This window comes from Nocardioides taihuensis (assembly GCF_042657275.1).
Lineage (GTDB): Bacteria > Actinomycetota > Actinomycetes > Propionibacteriales > Nocardioidaceae > Nocardioides > Nocardioides taihuensis.
The window spans coordinates 26,539-46,028 of record NZ_JBHSKD010000021.1 but is presented as its reverse complement, the minus strand read 5'-3'; the positions used below and the strand labels follow the sequence as shown (position 1 = coordinate 46,028).

Annotated in this window: 17 protein-coding genes; 9 read left to right on the top strand and 8 right to left on the bottom strand. The window is 73.0% G+C overall.

All coding sequences use genetic code 11. The features are described 5' to 3' along the window. Positions 1-399: 399 nt before the first annotated feature. On the bottom strand, positions 400-1,461 hold the full coding sequence (locus ACFPGP_RS16255; RefSeq protein ID WP_378591824.1) for an alpha-hydroxy acid oxidase: 1,062 nt from the start codon (positions 1,459-1,461) through the stop codon (positions 400-402). Between the two features lie 3 nt (positions 1,462-1,464). Beyond that, positions 1,465-2,736: a tyrosine--tRNA ligase gene (tyrS, locus tag ACFPGP_RS16250; protein WP_378591823.1), complete on the bottom strand. Its 1,272-nt coding sequence runs from the start codon at positions 2,734-2,736 to the stop codon at positions 1,465-1,467. 154 nt (positions 2,737-2,890) lie between these two features. On the opposite strand from tyrS, the gene ACFPGP_RS16245 reads away from it, so the two are divergent. Together ACFPGP_RS16245 and ACFPGP_RS16240 are read left to right on the top strand one after the other, a co-directional pair. Next, entirely contained in the window at positions 2,891-4,387 is a 1,497-nt protein-coding gene (locus ACFPGP_RS16245; RefSeq protein WP_378591821.1) for a serine/threonine-protein kinase, read from the top strand. Positions 4,388-4,480: 93 nt separating this feature from the next. Then, positions 4,481-7,708, top strand: a complete 3,228-nt coding sequence (locus ACFPGP_RS16240; protein ID WP_378591820.1) for a response regulator — start codon at positions 4,481-4,483, stop codon at positions 7,706-7,708. A 4-nt stretch (positions 7,709-7,712) separates the two neighbouring features. Here ACFPGP_RS16240 and ACFPGP_RS16235 read toward each other — a convergent pair whose 3' ends face one another. Then, complete coding sequence (locus ACFPGP_RS16235; RefSeq protein WP_378591819.1) at positions 7,713-7,919, bottom strand: DUF3099 domain-containing protein; 207 nt, start codon at positions 7,917-7,919, stop codon at positions 7,713-7,715. Between the two features lie 46 nt (positions 7,920-7,965). On the opposite strand from ACFPGP_RS16235, the gene ACFPGP_RS16230 reads away from it, so the two are divergent. Continuing rightward, on the top strand, positions 7,966-8,751 hold the full coding sequence (locus ACFPGP_RS16230; RefSeq protein ID WP_378591817.1) for an isocitrate lyase/PEP mutase family protein: 786 nt from the start codon (positions 7,966-7,968) through the stop codon (positions 8,749-8,751). A gap of 58 nt (positions 8,752-8,809) precedes the next feature. Here the strand turns inward: ACFPGP_RS16230 and ACFPGP_RS16225 are convergent, their stop codons facing one another. From ACFPGP_RS16225 to ACFPGP_RS16215, 3 genes are all read right to left on the bottom strand, one after another. Continuing rightward, positions 8,810-11,365 carry an ATP-binding protein gene (locus tag ACFPGP_RS16225; RefSeq protein ID WP_378591816.1) on the bottom strand — a complete coding sequence of 852 codons (2,556 nt, stop codon included), beginning with the start codon at positions 11,363-11,365 and terminating at the stop codon, positions 8,810-8,812. A gap of 35 nt (positions 11,366-11,400) precedes the next feature. After that, positions 11,401-11,694, bottom strand: coding sequence for a DUF4242 domain-containing protein (locus tag ACFPGP_RS16220; RefSeq protein ID WP_378591814.1), 294 nt, complete (start codon positions 11,692-11,694; stop codon positions 11,401-11,403). A 117-nt stretch (positions 11,695-11,811) separates the two neighbouring features. After that, on the bottom strand, positions 11,812-12,258 hold the full coding sequence (locus tag ACFPGP_RS16215; protein WP_378591813.1) for a hypothetical protein: 447 nt from the start codon (positions 12,256-12,258) through the stop codon (positions 11,812-11,814). A gap of 209 nt (positions 12,259-12,467) precedes the next feature. On the opposite strand from ACFPGP_RS16215, the gene ACFPGP_RS16210 reads away from it, so the two are divergent. The 4 genes from ACFPGP_RS16210 to ACFPGP_RS16195 all read left to right on the top strand — a co-directional run bounded on the left by ACFPGP_RS16210 (position 12,468) and on the right by ACFPGP_RS16195 (position 15,616). Next, on the top strand, positions 12,468-13,109 hold the full coding sequence (locus tag ACFPGP_RS16210; RefSeq protein WP_378591812.1) for a HEAT repeat domain-containing protein: 642 nt from the start codon (positions 12,468-12,470) through the stop codon (positions 13,107-13,109). Then, the gene (locus ACFPGP_RS16205; protein WP_378591811.1) at positions 13,072-13,374 is read left to right on the top strand and encodes a hypothetical protein; all 303 of its coding nucleotides are present in this window, start codon (positions 13,072-13,074) and stop codon (positions 13,372-13,374) included. The genes ACFPGP_RS16210 and ACFPGP_RS16205 overlap by 38 nt, the downstream gene beginning before the upstream one ends. 24 nt (positions 13,375-13,398) lie before the next feature. Next, the gene (locus ACFPGP_RS16200; RefSeq protein ID WP_378591810.1) at positions 13,399-13,962 is read left to right on the top strand and encodes a hemerythrin domain-containing protein; all 564 of its coding nucleotides are present in this window, start codon (positions 13,399-13,401) and stop codon (positions 13,960-13,962) included. Positions 13,963-14,077: 115 nt separating this feature from the next. Continuing rightward, positions 14,078-15,616 carry an autotransporter outer membrane beta-barrel domain-containing protein gene (locus tag ACFPGP_RS16195; RefSeq protein WP_378591808.1) on the top strand — a complete coding sequence of 513 codons (1,539 nt, stop codon included), beginning with the start codon at positions 14,078-14,080 and terminating at the stop codon, positions 15,614-15,616. A 74-nt stretch (positions 15,617-15,690) separates the two neighbouring features. On the opposite strand, the gene ACFPGP_RS16190 is transcribed toward ACFPGP_RS16195, so the two are convergent. Both ACFPGP_RS16190 and ACFPGP_RS16185 read right to left on the bottom strand, forming a co-directional pair. Continuing rightward, positions 15,691-16,089, bottom strand: coding sequence for a hypothetical protein (locus ACFPGP_RS16190; RefSeq protein ID WP_378591807.1), 399 nt, complete (start codon positions 16,087-16,089; stop codon positions 15,691-15,693). Positions 16,090-16,192: 103 nt separating this feature from the next. Next, positions 16,193-17,653: a sensor histidine kinase gene (locus ACFPGP_RS16185; protein WP_378591806.1), complete on the bottom strand. Its 1,461-nt coding sequence runs from the start codon at positions 17,651-17,653 to the stop codon at positions 16,193-16,195. 153 nt (positions 17,654-17,806) lie between these two features. Here ACFPGP_RS16185 and ACFPGP_RS16180 point away from each other — a divergent pair, with 153 nt between their 5' ends. Further along, the gene (locus tag ACFPGP_RS16180; protein ID WP_378591805.1) at positions 17,807-18,349 is read left to right on the top strand and encodes a hypothetical protein; all 543 of its coding nucleotides are present in this window, start codon (positions 17,807-17,809) and stop codon (positions 18,347-18,349) included. Positions 18,350-18,357: 8 nt separating this feature from the next. Next, positions 18,358-19,005, top strand: coding sequence for a hypothetical protein (locus ACFPGP_RS16175; protein WP_378591803.1), 648 nt, complete (start codon positions 18,358-18,360; stop codon positions 19,003-19,005). Positions 19,006-19,490 lie beyond the last annotated feature (485 nt).

Here is a 19,490-nt window from a genome sequence, read left to right as displayed (position 1 = left end):
GGACGGGATACAAACTAATCCGTCGATCTATCGACACACTGTTGAGTTCTCAAACATCAGACGCTCGCAGGTCTGCGATCTCTCGCTCGCTCTGCGGCTTTTCCGTACTTTAGCGAGTGGTTTTCGCGCTGTGCAAATCCGCACGCTCGCGAACCTTTCGCGCTCACCCCGGCGCACGTCACCGGCCCAGATTTCCGAGCTGTGCGCGAGGCGCACGGCCGGAGAACCGGTGAGGTGAGATGGGGGGTGGCCGACCCGGGGCCGGAGGCCCGACCGGACTCGGTCTTGCCTCCCGCCGCTCCCTGGCGACCCGGAGAACACTAGGGGAGACCGGCGAGAAGTCCAAATCGATTCCGGGTGACCCGGACCACACAGGTTGCCCGATCGCGTTTCCGCAGGTCAGAGCCCCTGTCGACGCTCGTCGCGGCGGTCGGTGAGCAGCAGCGCGGGCGTGTCGGCCACGCTGCGGCACCCGGCCAGGCGGAGCGCCTCGTCGACCTCGGCCGCCAGGTCGCGGTGGAGCCGGGCGACCCCGCCCTCGCCGTCCACGAGGGCCAGCAGCGGTGACCGGCCCAGGAAGACGGCGTCGGCGCCGAGCGCGAGGGCCGCGAGGACGTCGAGGCCGGAGCGCAGGCCGCCGTCGACGTACACCGGCGCCCGCTCCCCCACGGCGGCCACCACCCCGGGCAGGCACGCGGCGGTGGTGGCGGCCCGGTCGAGCTGGCGTCCCCCGTGGTTGGAGACCCAGACAGCCGCGGCACCGGCGTCGAGGCAGGCACGGGCGTCGTCGGGGCGGAGCACGCCCTTGACCAGCACGGGCAGGCCGGTGACCTCGCGCAGCCGGGCGAGGTCCGCCGGGCCGAGGTCCGTCGCCTTCACCGCGCCGGGTGCGTCGTCGTCGTACCCGGCGTCGAAGTTCACGCGCAGCAGGGCGGGGTCGACGACGTCCCAGACCGGCGCGCCGGCGGTGTACTTGGTGCCGACCACCGGGGTGTCGACGGTGAGCACGACCGCCTCGGCGCCGGCGTCACGGGCCCGCGTCAGCAGCCCGTCGGCCAGGGATCGGTCGGCGGGGAGGTAGGCCTGCACCCACCAGCGGACGCCCGTGGCGGCGATCTCGGCGAACGGCGTGCCCACGTTGCTCGACACGACCATCACGGTGCCGGCCGCGGCAGTGGCGCGCGCCATCGCCAGCTCGCCCTCGGGATGCACCGCACGCTGCAGGGTGCTGGGTGCCACGCCCCACGGCACCCGGGCCCGACGGCCGAGCAGGTCGACGGAGAGGTCGACCTCGGTCACGTCGCGCAGGACGCGTGGGAGGAAGCGGACCTGCCGCCAGGCCTCCGTCGCCTCCGCGGCCGTGACGCCCTCGCGGGCGCCCTGGAGGACGTACTCCAACACCGGAGCCGGCAGCGCGGCGCGCGCCCGATCCTCGAGCTGCTCCCGCCAGGGCCGACCCACGGCTCAGCAGACCTCGACGCCCGCGAAGCTCTTCTTCCCGCGGCGCAGCACGAGCCAGGCGTCCCCGAGCAGGTCGTCGTCACCCGGCACGGCGTCGGGGTCCTCGACCCGGACGTTGTTGAGGTAGGCGCCGCCCTCGGCGATGGTCCGCCGAGCCTCCCCCTTGCTCTTCACCAGGCCGGTCTCGACGAGGAGGTCGACCACGCCCGGGATGCCGGCCGCCCGGTCGACGCGCGCCGCCCCCGCCTCGCGGAGCGCGGCGCCCAGGGTGGCGGGGCTCAGCGTGGTCAGGTCACCGCCGCCGAAGAGCGCCGCCGCAGCCGCCTGCGCCTGTGCCGTCTCCTCGGCGCCGTGGACGAGCGTGGTGACCTGCTCGGCCAGCGCCTTCTGGCCGGCCCTCAGGAACGGCTTCTCCTCGGTCTGCCGCTCGAGCTCCTCGATCTCCTCGCGGGAGAGGAAGGTGAAGATGCGGAGGAGCTCGCCGACCTTCTCGTCCTCGACGTTGAGCCAGAACTGGTAGAAGGCGTACGGCGAGAGCTGCTCCGGGTCGAGCCAGAGCGCCCCGCCCTCGGTCTTGCCGTACTTGGTGCCGTCGGCCTTGGTCACCAGCGGCGTGGCGAAGGCGTGCACGGTCGCGCCGTCCGTGCGGCGGATGAGGTCTGCGCCGCCGGTGATGTTGCCCCACTGGTCGGAGCCGCCGAACTGCAGCGTGACGCCGTGGTCGCGGTGCAGGTTGAGGAAGTCCATCGACTGCAGCAGCACGTAGCTGAACTCGGTGAAGCTGATGCCGGACTCGAGGCGGCGCCGTACGGTCTCGCGTCCGAGCATCCGGTTGACCGGGAAGTGCTTGCCGATGTCGCGCAGGAAGTCGATGACCGACAGCGACGCCGTCCAGTCGTAGTTGTTCACCACGGTGGCGGCGTTCGGACCCTCGAACGACACGTAGCCGGACACCTGGCGGCGCACCTTCTCGGTCCACTCCTTGACGGTGTCGAGCGAGTTCAGCGTGCGCTCGCCGGAGTCGCGCGGGTCGCCGATCATCCCGGTGGCACCGCCGACGAGGACGTACGGCGTGTGGCCGGCGTCCTGCAGCCGACGCGCGGTGACCAGCTGGACGAGGTTGCCCATGTGCAGGCTCGACGCGGTCGGGTCGAAGCCCACGTAGAACCGCACGCTGCCCGCCGTCAGGGCCTCGCGCAGGGCGGCGAGGTCCGTCGAGTGCGCGACGAGGCCGCGCCACTCGAGGTCGTCGAGGAGGGTCGGGTCGATGGACACGCGTACGGCCTTTCGGTCTCGGGTATGAGGTACCAGCCTGCCGCATCGGGTGCGTGCCCGCCCACCGGGTTCGCGGCGCGGGCAGGCGGACGGCCGGCAGGGACGACCAGGGCACGACCGGGAGACGAACAGTGACGCGACAGGGAGGAGCGACGTGGGTGTGACGACCGACCGGGTAGCAGGCCGCTACAGCCCCGTGCGCGAGATCGGCCGCGGCGGCATGGGCTCGGTCTGGCTGGCGCGCGACGAGCTGCTGGGGCGCGAGGTCGCCCTCAAGCGGATCGGGCAGGGCATCGACACGATCGACCTGCAGCGGGCCGAGCGCGAGGCACGCTTGGCGGCCCGCCTCAACCACCCCCACGTCGTGGCGGTCTTCGACCTCGTGCGCGAGGGCGACCAGCACTGGCTGGTCATGGAGCACGTGCCGGGCACCACGCTGGCCGACCTGGTGCGCGACCGCGGTCCCCTCCCTCCCGACGAGGCAGCCGGGCTGCTGGTGCAGGCGGCCGACGCCCTCGCCGCCGCACACGCAGCCGGCATCGTGCACCGCGACGTCAAGCCCTCCAACATGCTGGTCACCACCGACGGTCGGGTGAAGCTCGCCGACTTCGGCATCGCCCGGGCCGAGGCGGACGCGACGCTCACGCAGACGGGGATGGTCACCGGGTCACCGTCGTACCTGGCCCCCGAGGTCGCCTCCGGCGTCTCGGCGAGCGACACCAGCGACGTCTGGTCGTGGGGCGCCGCGCTCTACCACGCGCTCGCCGGCCACCCGCCGTACGGCGCGAGCGGTGGCACCGGCCCGGAGAACGTGATGGGCACGCTCTACCGGATCGTGCACGAGGACCCGCCGCGGCTGGCGTCGGCGGGGTGGCTGGCGCCGGTGCTCGAGGCGACCATGGCCAAGGACCCCGCGCGCCGCTGGTCGATGGCGCAGGTGCGCGACCGCCTCACCGACCACGAGCCCGAGGTCGGTGCCGGCGACACCGCGCCCGTCGTCGCGCCCGTGGCCCCCGTGCCGCCACCGACGCCCGTGCCGGCCCCCGCCCCTGCTCCACGGGCGGCACCTCCCGCGCCGGAGCCCGTCGACGACGAGACCGACCGCGACGAGCCGCGCCGGCGGTGGCCCGTCGTCGTCGCCGCGGTCGTCGTGCTGCTGCTGACTGCCGCCCTGGGCACCGCCCTGGCCCTCGGCGGCGGGGACGAGGACCCGGCGGCCGGACCCACCTCCGACACCACGCCGAGCGCGGACCGGACCGGCCGCACACGGTCGCAGGAGCCCTCCTCGTCCTCGGCGCCGACCACGCCGTCCCCCACACCGACCCCCACCCCGGCCGACGGCCCGTCACGCGCGGCGATGAAGGAGTTCGTGGCCGACTACCTCGCGACGGCCGCGTCCCGCCCGCGGGCGGCGTACGACATGCTCACGCCGGGCTTCCAGGCCGACAGCGGCGGTCTCTCGGGCTACCTGGGGTTCTGGAACACCGTCGCCGACGCACGCCTGGTCAGCGTCTCCGCCGACCCCGACGCGCTCACCGTCGACTACCTGGTCTCCTACACCCTGAACGGCGGCGAGCCGCGCGCACCGGAGTCGGTCTCCCTGGCGCTCGACTACCGCGACGGCGACTACCTCATCGCGGCGGAGGCCTGACGGGTCGGCGAGCGCCCGCACCACCTCTGCAGATCCTCCACGAATAGTCAAGATCTTGTCTATGGTGACGCTCGGGGAGAGGGAAGGGTGGACGTGGAGCTCGAAGGTCTCTACCACGCCGTCGTGGAGCACTCCACGGACGGCATCTGGGTGTTCGACCTGGAGGGTCGCACCGTCCACGGCAACGCCGCCATCGCCGCCATGTTCGGGGTGGGGCAGGAGGACTTCTGCCCGACCGTCTTCGACGCGCTCGACGAGGTGGGACGCGGTCAGTTCCGCGAGCACCTGCTCGAGCTCCGTGCCGGGCGGCGAACCCCCGGCGACGTCGAGGTGCACTTCGTGCGCCCCGACGGGACCACCTTCTGGGGGCTCGTCAGCGAGACCCTCCTCCCGGCCACCGACGACCACGGGCCGCTGGCCATGCACCAGATCGCCGACTACGACGAACGCCGGCGCACCCGCGACGCGCTCGCCGAGAGCCGGCGCCAGCTCGCCGAGGGTCAGGCCATCGCCCGGATCGGCACGTGGGAGTGGGACCTCGACGCCGACCAGATCCGGGGCTCCGACGGCCTGATGTCCCTGTTCCGCCTCGACGACGACTACTTCCCCACCGCCTACGCCGCCGTGCTCGACGACGTCCACCCCGACGACCGGAGCACGGTCGAGCAGGCGGTGGACGACGCCCTCGACAACGGCGACGACTTCGTCTTCGAGGCGCGCTTCGACGTGGACGGCGAGTGGCTGTGGACGCGTGGACGCGGCGTCGTGCACCGCGGGCCCGACGGAAGGCCCCGGACCGTCACCGGCACCTTCCAGGACATCACCGAGACCAAGCTGGCCGAGATCGCGCTCGAGGACCAGGTCGTGCAGAACCAGCTGCTGCAGGCCATCGCCAGCGCCGCCAACGAGGCACGCACGCTGCACGACGTGCTGGCGCAGGCGCGGCTGCTGGTGCTGCTGCACGACGACTGGTCGCGGGCACGCGCCTTCGTGCCGACGTACGACGAGCGCGGTGACGGTCGCGCGGTGGACGTGCAGCCGCTCTACGTCTCCGACGACGACCGCGCCGACGACGACGCCACCCCGGAGGCCACGGCCGTCGAGCTCGACCTGGCCCGGCGCTGCCTCGCGGAGCTTACGGCGCTGTGGGACGACGCCCGGCTCACCATCGGGTTCCCGGTGCTCTTCGAGGACGAGGTCTACGCGGTCATCACGATCACCTCGGCCCCGCCGCTCTTCCGGCACGAGATGATCTCCACGATGGCCGACCAGGTCGCCCTCCAGCTGGCGCGGGTGGTCGAGCGCGAGCACGCGGAGCGCGCGCTGGCCGACGCCCGCGACGCGGCGATGGAGGCCTCCCGGCAGAAGTCGGAGTTCCTGGCCACGATGAGCCACGAGATCCGCACCCCGCTCAACGGCGTGATCGGCCTGACCGACCTGCTGCTACGCACCCGGCTCGACCCCCGGCAGCAGCAGCTCGCCTCCGGGGTGCAGGTGGCCAGCCGGTCGCTGCTGGGGCTGATCAACGGGATCCTCGACTTCTCCAAGATCGAGGCCGGCAAACTGCAGCTCGAGCAGGTCGACTTCCAGGTGCGACCGGTGTTCGACCAGGTGCTGAGCGTGCTCGGCGAGTCGGCGCGCGAGAAGGGGCTCGACCTCGTGGCGGCCTGCGACGCGACCGTGCCCGACATCGTGTGCGGCGACCCGGTGCGGTTCGCCCAGGTGCTCCTCAACCTCACCGCGAACGCCGTGAAGTTCACCGAGACCGGCGAGGTCGTGGTCCGCGCGTCCGCCGACCGCACCGGTGACCTGGTCAGGGTCGCGGTGAGCGTGGCCGACACCGGCATCGGGATCGAGTCGGAGGCGATGCACGAGCTGTTCGAGGTCTTCACCCAGGCCGACACCTCGACCACGCGCGTGCACGGCGGCACCGGCCTCGGGCTGGCCATCTCCCGCGAGCTGGTGTGCGCCCTCGGCGGCGAGATCGGGGTGGAGAGCGTGCCGGGCTGCGGCAGCGTGTTCACCTTCACCGCACTGTTCGAGCCCCCGGTCGGTGCGGTCCGCGACGCCGAGGAGGAGCACGCCCGCCACCACCTCGTCGGACGCCGGATGCTGGTCGTGGGTGCCGAGCACCACCACGAGCTCCTCGCACCGCAGCTGGGCCGGTGGGGGTTGCAGACCGACAGCGCCACGACGGTGGGCCAGGCGGTGGCCCGGCTGCTGGACGCGGCCGCCCTGGGCACGCCGTACGACGTCGTGCTGATGGACTTCGCCCTGCCCGGCAACGACGGCAACGGCCTGACGCTGGCCCGCGAGCTGCGCGGCCTCGCGGGCTACGACGACGTGACGCTGCTGCTGCTCTCCCCGACGGGTGACCTCGACGACGACTTCCTGCGCCAGGTCGGCATCACCGAGTGCCTGGTCAAGCCGCTCGCCGTCGGGGCGCTGCGCAACGCGCTGCTCACCCACGTGGCCGAGGTCGGCCCCCACAGCACGTCGGTCTCGCCGGTGGTGGGGCTGCCGTCGGAGCGGCGGCGGATCCTGGTCGTCGAGGACAACGCGGTCAACCAGATGGTGGCGGTCGGGCTGCTCGAGTCGATGGGATACGAGGCCGACACCGCTGATGACGGCGTGCTCGCGCTGGAGGCGCTCGCGGCCGCGGACTACGACCTGGTGCTGATGGACGTGCAGATGCCGCGGCTCGACGGCTACGCGACCACCCGCGAGATCCGGGCGCGCGACGGGGCCGGCGCGCGGATACCGGTGGTGGCGATGACCGCGGCGGCGGTCGAGGGTGAGCGCGAGCGCTGCCTCGCCGCGGGCATGGACGACTTCCTGACCAAGCCCGTCGACCCCGAGGCGCTCACCGCGGTGCTCGCGACCCGGCTGGGCCGCGGCCGGTCGCTCCCGGCCCGGCGCATGGGAACGGCGCCGGCTCCTGCACCCGCCGTCGAGGGCCTCGACCTCGAGCGGCTCGACATGCTGCGCGACATGGGCGACGGCGACACGTCGTACCTCGACCGGGCGATCGGCCGCTTCGTGGCCGGGTCCCCCGAGCTCCTGGACGCCATCCGGTCGGCCGTGGCAGACGCCGACGTGGCCGCCCTGCAGCAGGCCGCGCACCGGCTGGCCGGCAGCGCGGGCAACCTGGGTGTGGTCGCCGTCGCCACCGCTGCCCGCGAGCTCGAGCACCTCGCCGACGCCGGCAGTGCGCGACCGGCCGACGGCGCCGTCGAGCGGCTGGCCGCGACGCTCGAGCGCGGCCGTGCGGCCGTGCTGGCCTACCGCGAGAGCTACCGGCCGGACGGGCTGCTGGCCTGAGTGGTCACCCCGCGTCGTCGTCCTGGTGGTCGTCGAGGGCACCGAGGTTCCCGACGATCACCGCCACCGGCGGGATGACGGCGGCGACCGCGCTCATCACCACGGCAGCGGTTGTCGACCAGAAACGGACGACGTTCCAAGCGAGCACGATCAGCACCAGGCAGGTGCCCATCAGCCAGAAGTACGCCCGCCGGCGCGAGGTCCGCTGCACGACTCCACGCTAGTTGCGGCGTGGGCAGGGATGGCAGGCTGGGCGCATGGCCGACCAGAAGACCCGTGACCGGGGCGCCGAGCTGCTGCGCCTGCACCGCGACCCCGCCCTGCTCACCCTCGTCAACGTGTGGGACGTGATCAGCGCCCGCGTCGTCGCCGGCGTCGAGGGCACCCGCGCGCTGGCGACGGCGAGCCACTCGATCGCGGCGTCGTACGGCTACGAGGACGGCGAGAACATCCCCCTCGACCTGATGCTGGAGGCGGTCGGGCGGATCGTCGCCGACACCGACCTGCCGGTCACCGCGGACCTCGAAGGCGGCTACGGGGACGCGGCCGAGACCGTGCGCCGGGCCATCGGCATCGGCGTGGTCGGGGCGAACATCGAGGACCAGATGAAGCCGCTGCCCGAGGCGGTGGCGCAGGTCGAGGCGATCATGAAGGTGGCCGAGCAGGAGGGCGTGGACTTCGTGCTCAACGCCCGCACCGACGCCTTCCACCTCGGCCGCGAGCGCGACCCGGCCGACAACCTGGCCGAGGCGATCAGGCGCGGCAAGGCCTACCTCGACGCCGGAGCCCCGGTGGTCTTCGTCCCCGCCCGCCTCGGCGAGGCCCAGGTCGAGGAGCTCGTCGCCGCGCTGGGGCCCCAGCGGGTCAGCCTGATCGCGATCCCGGGGCACCCCCCGCTGCGCCGGCTCGAGGAGCTCGGCGTCTCGCGCGTGTCCTTCGGGCCCCTCTCGCAGAACGTCGCGCTCACCGCGCTGGCCGAGCTCACCGAGGGTGTCGAGCAGCGGGGCGAGGGCGTCCCGCCGACCATGCGCGTCCTCAACTAGCGGCCCGCTCCCCAGCACCCTCCCCCAGGGTGTCGATCGGCATCTGCCCCGGGGTCGGTCAGGACAGTCCGAGCTCGTCGGCCTGCACGACCACCGCACGGCGGTTGGGCAGGCCGAGCTTGGCCAGCACCGCCGAGACGTGGTGGTCGGTCGTCTTCGGCGAGATGAACAGCCGGGCCGCGATCTCGGCGTTGGTGAACCCGCGGGCCACCAGCCGCGCCACGTCGAGCTGGCGGTTGGTGAGGCCCGCCGGGTTGGCCATCGTGCTGGCCCGCGGGCGGGGCGGGACGGCGGACACCCCGGCGGCGCGGAGCTCGTGGCGCAGCCGGTCGGCCGACGCGAACGCGCCGAGCTGGTCGAGGATCTCGACCGCGCGCACCCGGGGCGCCGGGTCGGTGGAGTCGGCCCACGCCATCGCCTCGGCGAACGGCTCCCCGACCTGGTGCCACCACGACGCGGCCTCCTCGTGGCGTCCCTCGAGGGCCAGGCGGAACGGCTCGGCGACCTCGCCGGGCGGCTCGGCCGCGACCCCCACGCGGCGCAGCCACAGGGCCAGGTCACCGGCTGCCCAGGCCGTCCCGGGCATCGTGCCGAGCTCCGCCAGCCGGGCCGGCGCGTCGTCGGTGACCCGGCGGTCCTTCTCCCCCGTGATCCAGGTGCGCTCCGCCAGGCCCGCGAGCACCGGCAGCCACCGCAGCGGCTCCTCGATCTGCTCCGCGAGGCGCCAGGCCTCCTCGAGGCCGCTGCCCGACGGCTCGGGCTCCCCACGACGCAGTGCGACCAGGCCGGTCACGACATGGGGCCAGAGGGTGGCCAGCGGCATGCCGTCCTCGTGGAGCACCCGGTCGGCGTCCTCCAGCGCGGCGCTCCAGTGCCCCTGGTTGAAGTGCATCCGCGAGCGGATCGCGGTCTGCCAGTGCCGGCAGATCGGGATGTCGCGCTCGACGGTGAACGGGATCGACTCCTCGAGCACGTGCTCCGCGAGCCGGTACCGACGGTGCTCCACGTCGAGGTACGCGAGGTTGGAGTAGCCGGTCGAGGCGAGCTCGTCGTACCCGAGCTCCCTCGCCTCCTCGACGTGGTCGACGAGACGCGCCCGGGCATCGTGCTCCCCGGCGGAGAGGCGGGTGGAGTCGCGCACGTACCAGCCCCTGATCAGCAGCGCCCGGTCGTCCCACCCCTCCGCGTCGACGTAGCAGCCGAGGGCGAAGTCGTAGTCGTTGGCCATGTACGCCAGGTAGCCGTGGGTGGCGCGCGCCTCCCCGAACGAGCTGTCGTCGCCGGTGGCTTCCGCCCGCTGCACGAGGTCCTCGGCCCGCCGGCGCCGGGCGTTGTAGTACTCGTAGACCGCTGCTGCGGCCTGCGCCCGGCTGAAGCCGGCCGCGTCGCCCGCGGCCTCGTAGAGGCGGAAGCTGGCCCGGGCGTTGGCGATGGCCTCGGGCAGGCGGCTGGTCATGTACTGCTGGAAGGCGACGTTGACCAGGAGGTCGGCCCGCTCGAGGTCGGCGGAGTCGCCGAGGTGCTCGAGCGCCGTCGCGTAGAACGCCGCGGCCTCGGTGTGGGACCCCGCGTGGCTCGCCTCCTCCGCTGCCTCCCGGGCGTACGACGCCGCGCGCACGGAGTCGCGGGCCGCGACGGCGTGGTGGGTGAGCACGGCGGGGTCGCTGAGCCCGCTGCGCTCGAGCGCCTCCAGCAGCGAGGCGTGCAGGCGCGGGCCTCCGCCGGCGGGGATCGTGGACTCGACGGCCTGCCGGGCCAGCTCGTGGCGGAAGAGGAGGCCGCCGCGGGCGCGCGTGATCAGCCCGGTGGTGTCGATGCGGCGCAGGGTGGGCAGGTCGATGCCGAGCACCGGGAGCACCCGGTCGTCGAGCCGGTCGGGGGCCGTGGCGACGAGCTGCAGCACCTCGAAGTCCGCGGGGTCGAGGTCTCCGGTGCGGCCGAGCACGGCGTCACGCACCGAGGCCGGCAGCGGGCGGTCGGGGTCCTTGACGACCTCGGCGACGAAGAAGGGGTTGCCACCGGTGACGCCGTGCACGCGCGCCGGGTCGAGGCGGGTGCCGTCGACCATCGCGGTCACCGCGGCGAGGGACAGCGGGGCGAGGTCGAGGCTGCGCAGGCCCTCGAGGCGGGCGAAGTCGCCCAGCAGCGGACGCGCCGAGTGGCGGGGGCCGACCTCGTGGCCCCGGTAGGTGACGAGCAGCGCCAGGGGTAGCGACTCCACCCGGCGGGCCAGGAAGCGCAGCACCTCGGCCGAGGCCGCGTCGACCCAGTGCAGGTCCTCGACGACGAGCACGCTGGGCGCGGCCCGCAGCGCGTCGTACAGCTCCTCGCACACGGTGGAGAGCAGCGCCTCGTCACCGCGCAGCAGGCGCTCGAGCCCGACCAGGCCGGCCAGGTCGCGGAACGGACCCAGCGGGCGCGGGGTCGACAACGGGTCGCACGCGCCGCGCAGCACGCGGAGGTCGTCACGCGCGGAGACCGCGGCGTCGACCACGGAGGACTTCCCCGTCCCGGAGTCCCCGGCCACGGCCACGCCGCCGCCCTCGCCGCCGGCGGCTGCGGCGAGGGTGGCGTCGAGGACGGAGACCTCGCGGTCCCGCTCGAGCAGGTCCACGGGCTCAGCGTAGGCCGAGCCGGCGATCCCCGCGATCACTGCTGCGCGGCCTGCTCGGCGGTGTGGGGACCGAACTCGTTGGCGACGACGGTGACGAGGTCCGCCGGGAACCCACCCCGGCGGGCGTGCTCGAGGATCGTCTCGGCGTCCTCGGCCTCGTGCACGCAGTAGATCTTGTCGCCGGCGACGTAGCTGTTCACCCAGGTGTAGGGCACCCCGAGCGAGGCGACGGCCTCGTTCGAGGTCCGGGCGATCCCGGCCAGGTCGGCGGGGGTGAGGTTGCCGGCGCCCTCGATCTGGCGCTCGATGATGAAGCGGGTCATCGTCATGGTGTTCTCCTTCGTGGGACCCGGCGGCAGGGTGCCGCCGGCCGTCCCACGATCGGACCCACCGGGGAGTGCGGGCATCGGGAGCGGTTCCCCATGTTCCGGGGCCGCTCCTGCGCGTCAGGCCCGGAGGCCGCGCTCGGTGAGCGACCAGAGGCCCGGGCGCGGAGCCACGAGCAGGCCGTCGTCGGCCAGCGCCTTGCGCGCGGTGCGGGCGGCCGTGCGCCAGCGGAGCTCGCCCTGCGGCCCGGTCTCGTGGTCCTGGGCGAGGAACCGCTCGGCGTACCGCACCTCGACCTCGGCCAGCACGTCGTCGGCCTCCGCCTCGCCGCCGTGGTCACGCAGGACGTCCAGGATCACCGGGGCCAGCAGCTCCGGCGGTGTACGACGCCGCGGTGGCCGCGCCGGCTCCACCCTCGTGCGGGTCGTGGTCGCCCGGGGTGCCCGCGGGGCGCGGGGCGCACGTGGCGCGGGCGCGGCCTTCACCGGCTTCGGGGGCTCGGGAGGGAGCCCGTGCACGCAGGTGCTCAGCGGGAGGTCGCACAGCTCGCAGTAGTCCTCGGCCATCCCCCGATCCTGCCTCGCCCACGTCCGGTCGTGCACACCGGGCGTCCTCGAAGAGGCCTTGCGCCTCTGGTGCGTGGCGTCGCGGGAGGCTTGTCTGGAGGTGAGCCCGCGGACGGCTCGGGGACCTGCGAGCCCTGACCCGGAGGAGGTTCTGCGATGCGCTCTTTCCGAACTCTGCTCACCTGACTCGCACGCGACACGGACGCCTGATGCGGGCCGCTGCCCTGGCCGCTACGACAGCCCTCGTGGTGTCCGGCTGCGGCAGCTCGCTCGAGGACGACATCAGTCGCGCCAAGGACACCAGCCTGTCCGCGGTCTCGCGGTGCAGCGCCATGGACGAAGTCGCCCGCGAGGGCGAGGCGGGTGTCGCCACACTGCACCAGCTCGCACAGAGCAAGGACCAACGCGTCGCACGGTGCGCGACCACGGCGCTGGCCGGCATCACGGATGCGGAGGCGGTCGACGAGCTGCTGCCGTTGCTGGCCGATCACCGGCAGGACGTGGTCGTCAGCGCGACGACAGCCCTGGGACGGATCGGTGACAGGGACGCCGTGAAGCCGGTCGAGCGGCTCCTGGACTCCCGCGACGCCATCGTCGTCATCGCGTCCCTCCATGCCCTGCAACGGCTCGGGGATCGTCGCTCCGCACCTGCGGTGGAGAGGGTCGCGCTGCGACCGACGAGCACGACGGCGGCGGACGCCGAGTGGCGTACGGCGCGTCGGCTCGCCGTGACGGCGCTGGGCATCCTCGGGAATCCGTCGTCCAGGGGGACTCTGGTGCAGATCCTGAGCAGCAACCGTCCCGACGCACGGGATGGCCGGCACGGCACTGGTGCAGGTCTTCAGGCGTGACGTCACCTCGTTGCTGCCGCTCCTCCAGAACCCGTCGAACATCGCCCTGGCCTATCCCCTCGTCGACATCGGGCAGCGCGGCACCGAGGACGCTCTCGCCACGGCGTTGATGTCGTACGGCGACCTCGATCTCGCGGAGTACTACCTCAACTGTGGAAGCCGCCAGCTGGAGCACGCCGCCCGAACGTGGGCCGGGATCCACGGCTACACGGTCTTCACCCAGCCGGGCTACGGGGTCGGCGGGCAGTGGGGCCAAGGGGTCTGAGGTCTCCGGTGCGACACTGGGGTCGTGGACGACCTGCCCGGGTGGGACGAGAGCGAGCGGCCCGCTCCCCCGTCGTACCCGACGGCCACGGCAGGCGACCTGCAGGCCGGTCAGCACCTGGCTGCGGTGCACGACATGTTCCGGCAGGGGCTGGCCACGGTCGCCGAGGTGGTGGCCCGGGTCGTCCAGGGCGACGCCGACGTCGGCGAGGCGCGTGCGGCCGTGCACGCGCTCGGCCTCACCGAGACCTACCAGCAGCTCGGCTCCTGGTGCGGCCAGGTGTGCCGGGCGATCACCCACCACCACCAGATCGAGGACGCGTGGGTCTACCCGCCGCTGCGTTCGGCGGACGGCGGCCTGCGTGACGTGCTCGACCGGCTCACCCTCGAGCACGAGGTGGTCCACGCCGTCCTCGAGCGGGTCGACGAGACCCTGGTCGCGCTGGCCCGGGACGGTGACGACGACCGGTCGGCCGTGGAGCGGTTGAGCCGGCAGTTCACCCACCTCCACGCCCTGCTCCTCTCGCACTTCCGCTACGAGGAGGATGCGATCGGCACGGCCCTGGGTGTGCACCGCATCGGTCCCTGACAGGAAGGACCGGTCTGGACGCGGTTGGACAATTCCGTCGGCCCGGTCGGACGATGCGAGACACGCACTTCGCTGGCAGCTCGGGATGTCGTCCGCACGAGATGCCGAGGCTCCCATGACGACACCCGCAGGCTCCCGAGTCCCTCTCCGCGACCGCGCCACCGGGGGTGAGGCGCTCGAGCCGCGGGACCGACCGACGTTGGGTCGGCGGGCCATGTTCGTGCTGGGCGGCACCGCCGCCGCGGGCGTGGCCGGTGTCGTCGCGGCCGCACCGGCGGACGCTGCGTCCGCCACCACGGCCTGGAAGTGCGGCGGGAACACGGGCATCACCACCGACGGCACGAACTACCTGGGCCCGAGGAACACGGCTCCCCTGATCTTCAAGACCACCCCCAGCGGCGGGACACCGACGGAGCGGCTCCGCGTCGCGCCCACCGGCCTCGTGGGCATCGGTACCAACGCTCCCGCCGTCGTGCTCGACGTCCGGGGCAGCACCGCGAGCGTCGTCCAGGGCACCAACACCGGCACGACGTCGACCAGCACCGGCGTCAGCGGGGTCAGCTCCGCGGGCTCGGGCGTGACGGGGCAGTCCACGAGCGGGAGCGGCGTCGCCGGCACCACCCAGGGCGGGATCGGCGTCGCCGGCACGTCGACCAACAACATCGGGGTGCAGGGGTCCGGCGCCTACAGCGGCGTGGTCGGCTCCGGCGGGTCGTACGGCGGCATCTTCTCCGGCACCAGCTACGGGGTGTACGGGTACGGCCCCACCGGGGTCTACGCGTCGGGGAGCACGTACGGCCTCTACGCCAACGGACCCAGCTACGGGGTCTACGCCTACAGCGGTTCGGGTCGTGGCATCCAGGCCCAGGGGGTCATCGGCGTCCATGGCATCAGCTCGGACACGAACTCCTCGGCGGTCCAGGGTGAAGGCGGCCAGTACGGGGTGCGCGGCTTCGGCGCGCGCACCGCCGGGGTCCGGGGCGACTCCAGCTACGTCGGCGTGTGGGGCCAGGGGCCGTCGTACGGCGTCTACGGCTATGCCGACGGCAGCGGCGGGTACGCGGTCATGGGGCAGGTCGGAGGATCAGCGTCGTGGGGCCTCTACTCGATCGGCAACGCGGCCGTGCAGGGGACGCTGTACAAGTCAGCCGGCTCGTTCCGCATCGACCACCCGCTCGACCCCGAGCACAAGTACCTGTCGCACTCCTTCGTCGAGTCGCCGGACATGATGAACGTGTACAACGGCGTGGTCGTGCTCGACGGCTCGGGCGAGGCCGAGGTGACGCTGCCCGACTACTTCGGCGTCCTCAACCGCGACTACCGCTACCAGCTCACCGCGATCGGGGCGCCGGGCCCGCGGCTGCACGTCAAGTCCGAGATCGAGGACAACCGTTTCGTCATCGCGGGTGGCAAGCCGGGCGCGAAGGTGTCCTGGCAGGTGACCGGCATCCGGCAGGACGACTACGCGCGCGAGCACCCGATCGTGGTCGAGGAGTCGAAGCCCGCCGACCAGCGCGGCACGCGGCTCTTCGTCCCGCAGGGGTCGAAGGCGCGCCAGTTCACCCCTCGGGCGGCTGCGGCGAAGGAAGCCGGGGCCGCTGCTCCCTCGGCAGAAGAGCAGCCGGACCCGCTCGCGCGGCTGCGGAGGGACTGATCGTCCGGTCACGACCGACGACCGACCCGTCCGCGACGCGGGTCGTGCCCGCGCGCGGACGAGCCGGGCCGCGGTCAGTGGACCGTGACCGTGATCTGGTGACGTGCGATCTTGATGTCGTCCCCGTCAGGGTTGGCGACGACGCGCAGTGTCCGCTCACCCTTCTGCTGCAGGATGATGCGCATGTTGTAGGTGTCCATCTGGTTCGTGTGCATCGTGGCACCGTTCAGGTGGACCCATTCGCCGTTGCGCCAGGCCTGCACGCGGATGGTGGCAGGCACCTTCTCGTCCATGGAGAAGGCAGCGCCCTTGAGGCGGAAGGTCTCGCCGGACGCGGGCGTGTCGTCCGTGGTCCGGACAGTGACGTGGCTCGGCGCCAGGTCGACGGCCTGGGCGGGCGCCACAGCAATCATGGTGGTCGCGGCGGCGAGCGTCCCGAGGACCGCGGCAGCGTGACGAGTCGTGTTCTTCATCGACTGGCCTTTCTTCAGAGCGGCCGTTCCCCCGTGGAGCAGCCCTATGCGTCCAACCTAGTCGCGCGCACGGTTGGCTCCCAGAGGCCAAAGGCCTTGCGGCCTATCCCACACGCGGCAGTGTCAGCGTGAACTCGGCACCGCGTCCGGCCGGGCAGGGGCGGTAGGTCAGGGTGCAGTCGTTGGCCTCGGCCAGACGGTGCGCGATGTAGAGGCCCAGCCCGGCGCTGCCGGCCCGGTGGTCGCCGGGGCCCCGCGCGAACCGGTCGAACAGGTGCGCGACGAACTGCTCGGGCACGCCCGGCCCGGCGTCGGTCACCGTGACGGCCACCGTGTCGTCGCAGCCCTCGAGGGTGATGACGAACGGCGGTTCGCCGTACCGCACCGCGTTGCCGGCGAGGTTGGCGATGATCTGCCGCACGTGGAAGGCGTCGCACCACACCTGGAGGCCACGGTCGCCCCGGACGGCGAAGTCGGTGCGACCGGGCACTGCCGCGATCGCTTCGTCCACGAGGTGGCCGAGGTCGTGGCTCGACACCTCGGCCATGATCATGCCCGACTCCACCGAGGCCAGCGCCAGGATGTCGTCGAGGAGGGTGCGGAGCCCCACGGCTGCCGAGCGGGCCTCACTCACGTTCGCCCGGCGCTCCTCCTCGGACGACGTCTCCCAGGCCTCGTCGAGATGGGTGAGGTAGCCGAGGACGACGGCGAGCGGCCCGCGCAGGTCGTGCCCGAGGATGCCGACGACGTCGGCGTTCAGCTCGTTCAGCTGCACCAGCTCGGTGTTCACGCGGGCGAGCTCGCGCGCAGCCTCGTTCTCCTCCGTGACGTCCTGCAGCGTGCCCGTCAGGCGGACCACGTCGTCGTGCTCGTCGACGACCGCGCGCGCGCGGGAGACCACCTCCCGGACGGTGCCGTCGGGCCGGCAGATCCGTGCGTGCACCTCGTACGGCACGCCCCTGCTGATGGCGAGGTCCCGACGCCTGACGACCTCGTCGCGGTCGTCGACGTGCACCATCGCGTTCAGCGCCTCGAGCGACGGCGTGAAGCAGCCCTCCTCGACCCCGAAGATCCGGTAGAGCTCGCGCGACCAGATGATCTCGCCGGTGGCGACGACGTACGACCAGCTGCCGAGGTGGGCGAGGCTCTGTGCCTCCTCCAGCGCCTGCTGCGCCTCGACGCGCGAGGTGACGTCGACGTTCATCACGAAGAAGCCGTGGACCTCACCGTCGCTCTTGTCCGGGACGTAGCTGACCTGGGTGTGCCGGACCTCGTCCTCGTGGTTGACCAGGGTCCGGTCGAAGGTCTGCCCGTGGCCGGCGAGCGCGGCGACGATGTGCGGCCGGTTCAGCTCGAAGGTCGCGTCGCCGAGCAGCTCGCGCATGTCGATCCCGATGATCTCGTCGAGCGTCAGGCCGAACCACCGGGCCACCGCGGTGTTGGCGAACCGGACCCGGAGGTCGCGGTCGACGTACGCCACCCGCGCAGGCAGGTGCTCCAGGACGCTGTCCAGGCTTCGCAGGCCGGCGGCTCGATCACCGGCCGGGGATCCGACGGTGCTCACGTACCGACCGTACGGAGGGGGTCGCCTCAGCGATCAGGGTCCAACGGCCCGACCCGACCGGGACCCTCATCCGACCCGTCGGAGTCGGGTGCGCCGAGTCGCAGGTCACTCGGCGAGCGAGAGTGCAGGTGGTGCGGGCGGGCACTGGAGGTCATGAGCAACGACACGAACGACCAGGCAGCATCCGAGGCTCGGCAGGGGTTGATGGACACCGTCGCCGGGAGGGCCAAGGAGGTGGCCGGCGCCGTGACCGGCAAGGACACCCTGGTGGAGGAAGGACAGCTCCGGCAGGCAGGGGCCCGCAACCGTCGCGAGGCCGTGGCGCAGGAGGCCATCGCCGACTCCGAGCGGGCGCAGGCGGCCCAGGAGGTCAACGAGGCCAGTCGCGAGGCCGCACAGCAGAAGGCCGCGGCACGCGCCCAGGCCGAGCGCGACGAGTCCGTCGTCGAGCAGCAGCGCGACGACGAGCACGCGGTCGCCGCCCGTGAGGCCGACCTGCAGGAGTCCGCCGGCCAGCAGGCTGCCGAGGAGTCCGCGGAGAAGCTCGCCGAGAGCCGGCTCCGGGAGGCCGAGGCCATCGCGACCGACGCGAGAACGACCGAGCAGCGAGCCGCCGCTGAGGAGCTCCGGCTCGAGCGCGAGGCCATCGCCGCCGACCAACGGGCCGCGCAGCTGCGCGCCCGGACCAAGAACTGAGGACCGCCATGATCAAGCAGCTCATCGCCCTTCCCTACGAGATCGCTCGCCTCCCCCTCGTCCTCGTCGACCGGAGCCTGGCCGACCGGCTCCCCGAGGACTCCGTCCCGCGCACGAGTCTGGATCGCGCCCTCGGGTCCGCCGACAAGGTCGCCGGCGCTCTCCTGCGCAACACCGACATCACCGACCGGGGGAACGAGCGCGCCACACGCGCCGCCACGCTCGCGACGGCTGTCCGTCTGGAGCAGGAAGCCGCCCAGAGCCGCCGGCAGGCCCGCGAGACGGCCGTCGCGGGCCGTCAGGAGGCCGCCCGAAAGCGCACGGCCGCCCAGCAGCGAGCCGTCTCCGGACTCGAGCAGGCCGCCGCTGCCGAGGCGCGTGGCAAGCAGGAGGCCAGGCGCAAGGCCTCGAAGTCGGCTGCGACGAAGAAGGCCGCCGCCGACAAGCGGGCCGCGACCCGCACCGCGGCCGTCGAGGAGCGCCAGGCAGGCGTCGAGACCGCCGCCGACGCCAAGAAGGAGGCGGCCCGGCGCAGGTCGAAGAACGAGCTGGACGACGCCCGCCGAGCCAAGCAGGCAGCCGGCCGCGCTCGCGCCGACGCGAAGCGCCTCGGCGACCTGGCGGAGGCCAGGAAGAAGGCGCGCAAGCAGGACTGACCCCTGCCGGTGCTCGGGGGCGACGTTGCCTGGCTCTGCGGGGAGGTCCGGACGGCAGATGGACGGCCAACAGCACTCCCCTGCCGGATGAGCGTCCGTTCACTGCACCAGTGGTTCGCCTCGTCTTACTCGTCGCCCACGGTGTGCAGGCGTGCCTGCGACGGCAACACCCAGGTGGGGCGGGTGGGGCTCGAACCCACGACCCAAGGATGATGAGGGTGTTCGGACAGCATTCCGAGAGACGGCCGGAACGGCGAATCCCGCTCAGTTGAAGGAAAGGTCGTTCGCGCCAGTGCAGTGGTTTCGAGTCGATTCGACCGCGGGTGCGGACTGGTTGCGGACCCCTCCGAAGCGTCCCACTCCCCCGCCGCGACCCCGATAGCCAGCCCCGCCGGGTCTCCGGGCAATCCACGGTCGGGGTCGCTCCCACCCTCGCGGCGGACGGGGTGCGCGAGGACGGCGCTCCAGAGCCGCCCGCAGCGCGG

What these genes read in the sequence shown, in the direction of transcription:
- ACFPGP_RS16230 (WP_378591817.1), top strand. Translation starts at nt 7,966, where the DNA reads ATGGCCGACCAGAAGACCCGTGACCGGGGCGCCGAGCTGCTGCGCCTG.
- ACFPGP_RS16220 (WP_378591814.1), bottom strand. Translation starts at nt 11,694, where the DNA reads ATGACGATGACCCGCTTCATCATCGAGCGCCAGATCGAGGGCGCCGGC.
- ACFPGP_RS16215 (WP_378591813.1), bottom strand. Translation starts at nt 12,258, where the DNA reads ATGGCCGAGGACTACTGCGAGCTGTGCGACCTCCCGCTGAGCACCTGC.
- ACFPGP_RS16210 (WP_378591812.1), top strand. Translation starts at nt 12,468, where the DNA reads ATGCGGGCCGCTGCCCTGGCCGCTACGACAGCCCTCGTGGTGTCCGGC.
- ACFPGP_RS16205 (WP_378591811.1), top strand. Translation starts at nt 13,072, where the DNA reads ATGGCCGGCACGGCACTGGTGCAGGTCTTCAGGCGTGACGTCACCTCG.
- ACFPGP_RS16195 (WP_378591808.1), top strand. Translation starts at nt 14,078, where the DNA reads ATGACGACACCCGCAGGCTCCCGAGTCCCTCTCCGCGACCGCGCCACC.
- ACFPGP_RS16190 (WP_378591807.1), bottom strand. Translation starts at nt 16,089, where the DNA reads ATGAAGAACACGACTCGTCACGCTGCCGCGGTCCTCGGGACGCTCGCC.
- ACFPGP_RS16180 (WP_378591805.1), top strand. Translation starts at nt 17,807, where the DNA reads ATGAGCAACGACACGAACGACCAGGCAGCATCCGAGGCTCGGCAGGGG.
- ACFPGP_RS16175 (WP_378591803.1), top strand. Translation starts at nt 18,358, where the DNA reads ATGATCAAGCAGCTCATCGCCCTTCCCTACGAGATCGCTCGCCTCCCC.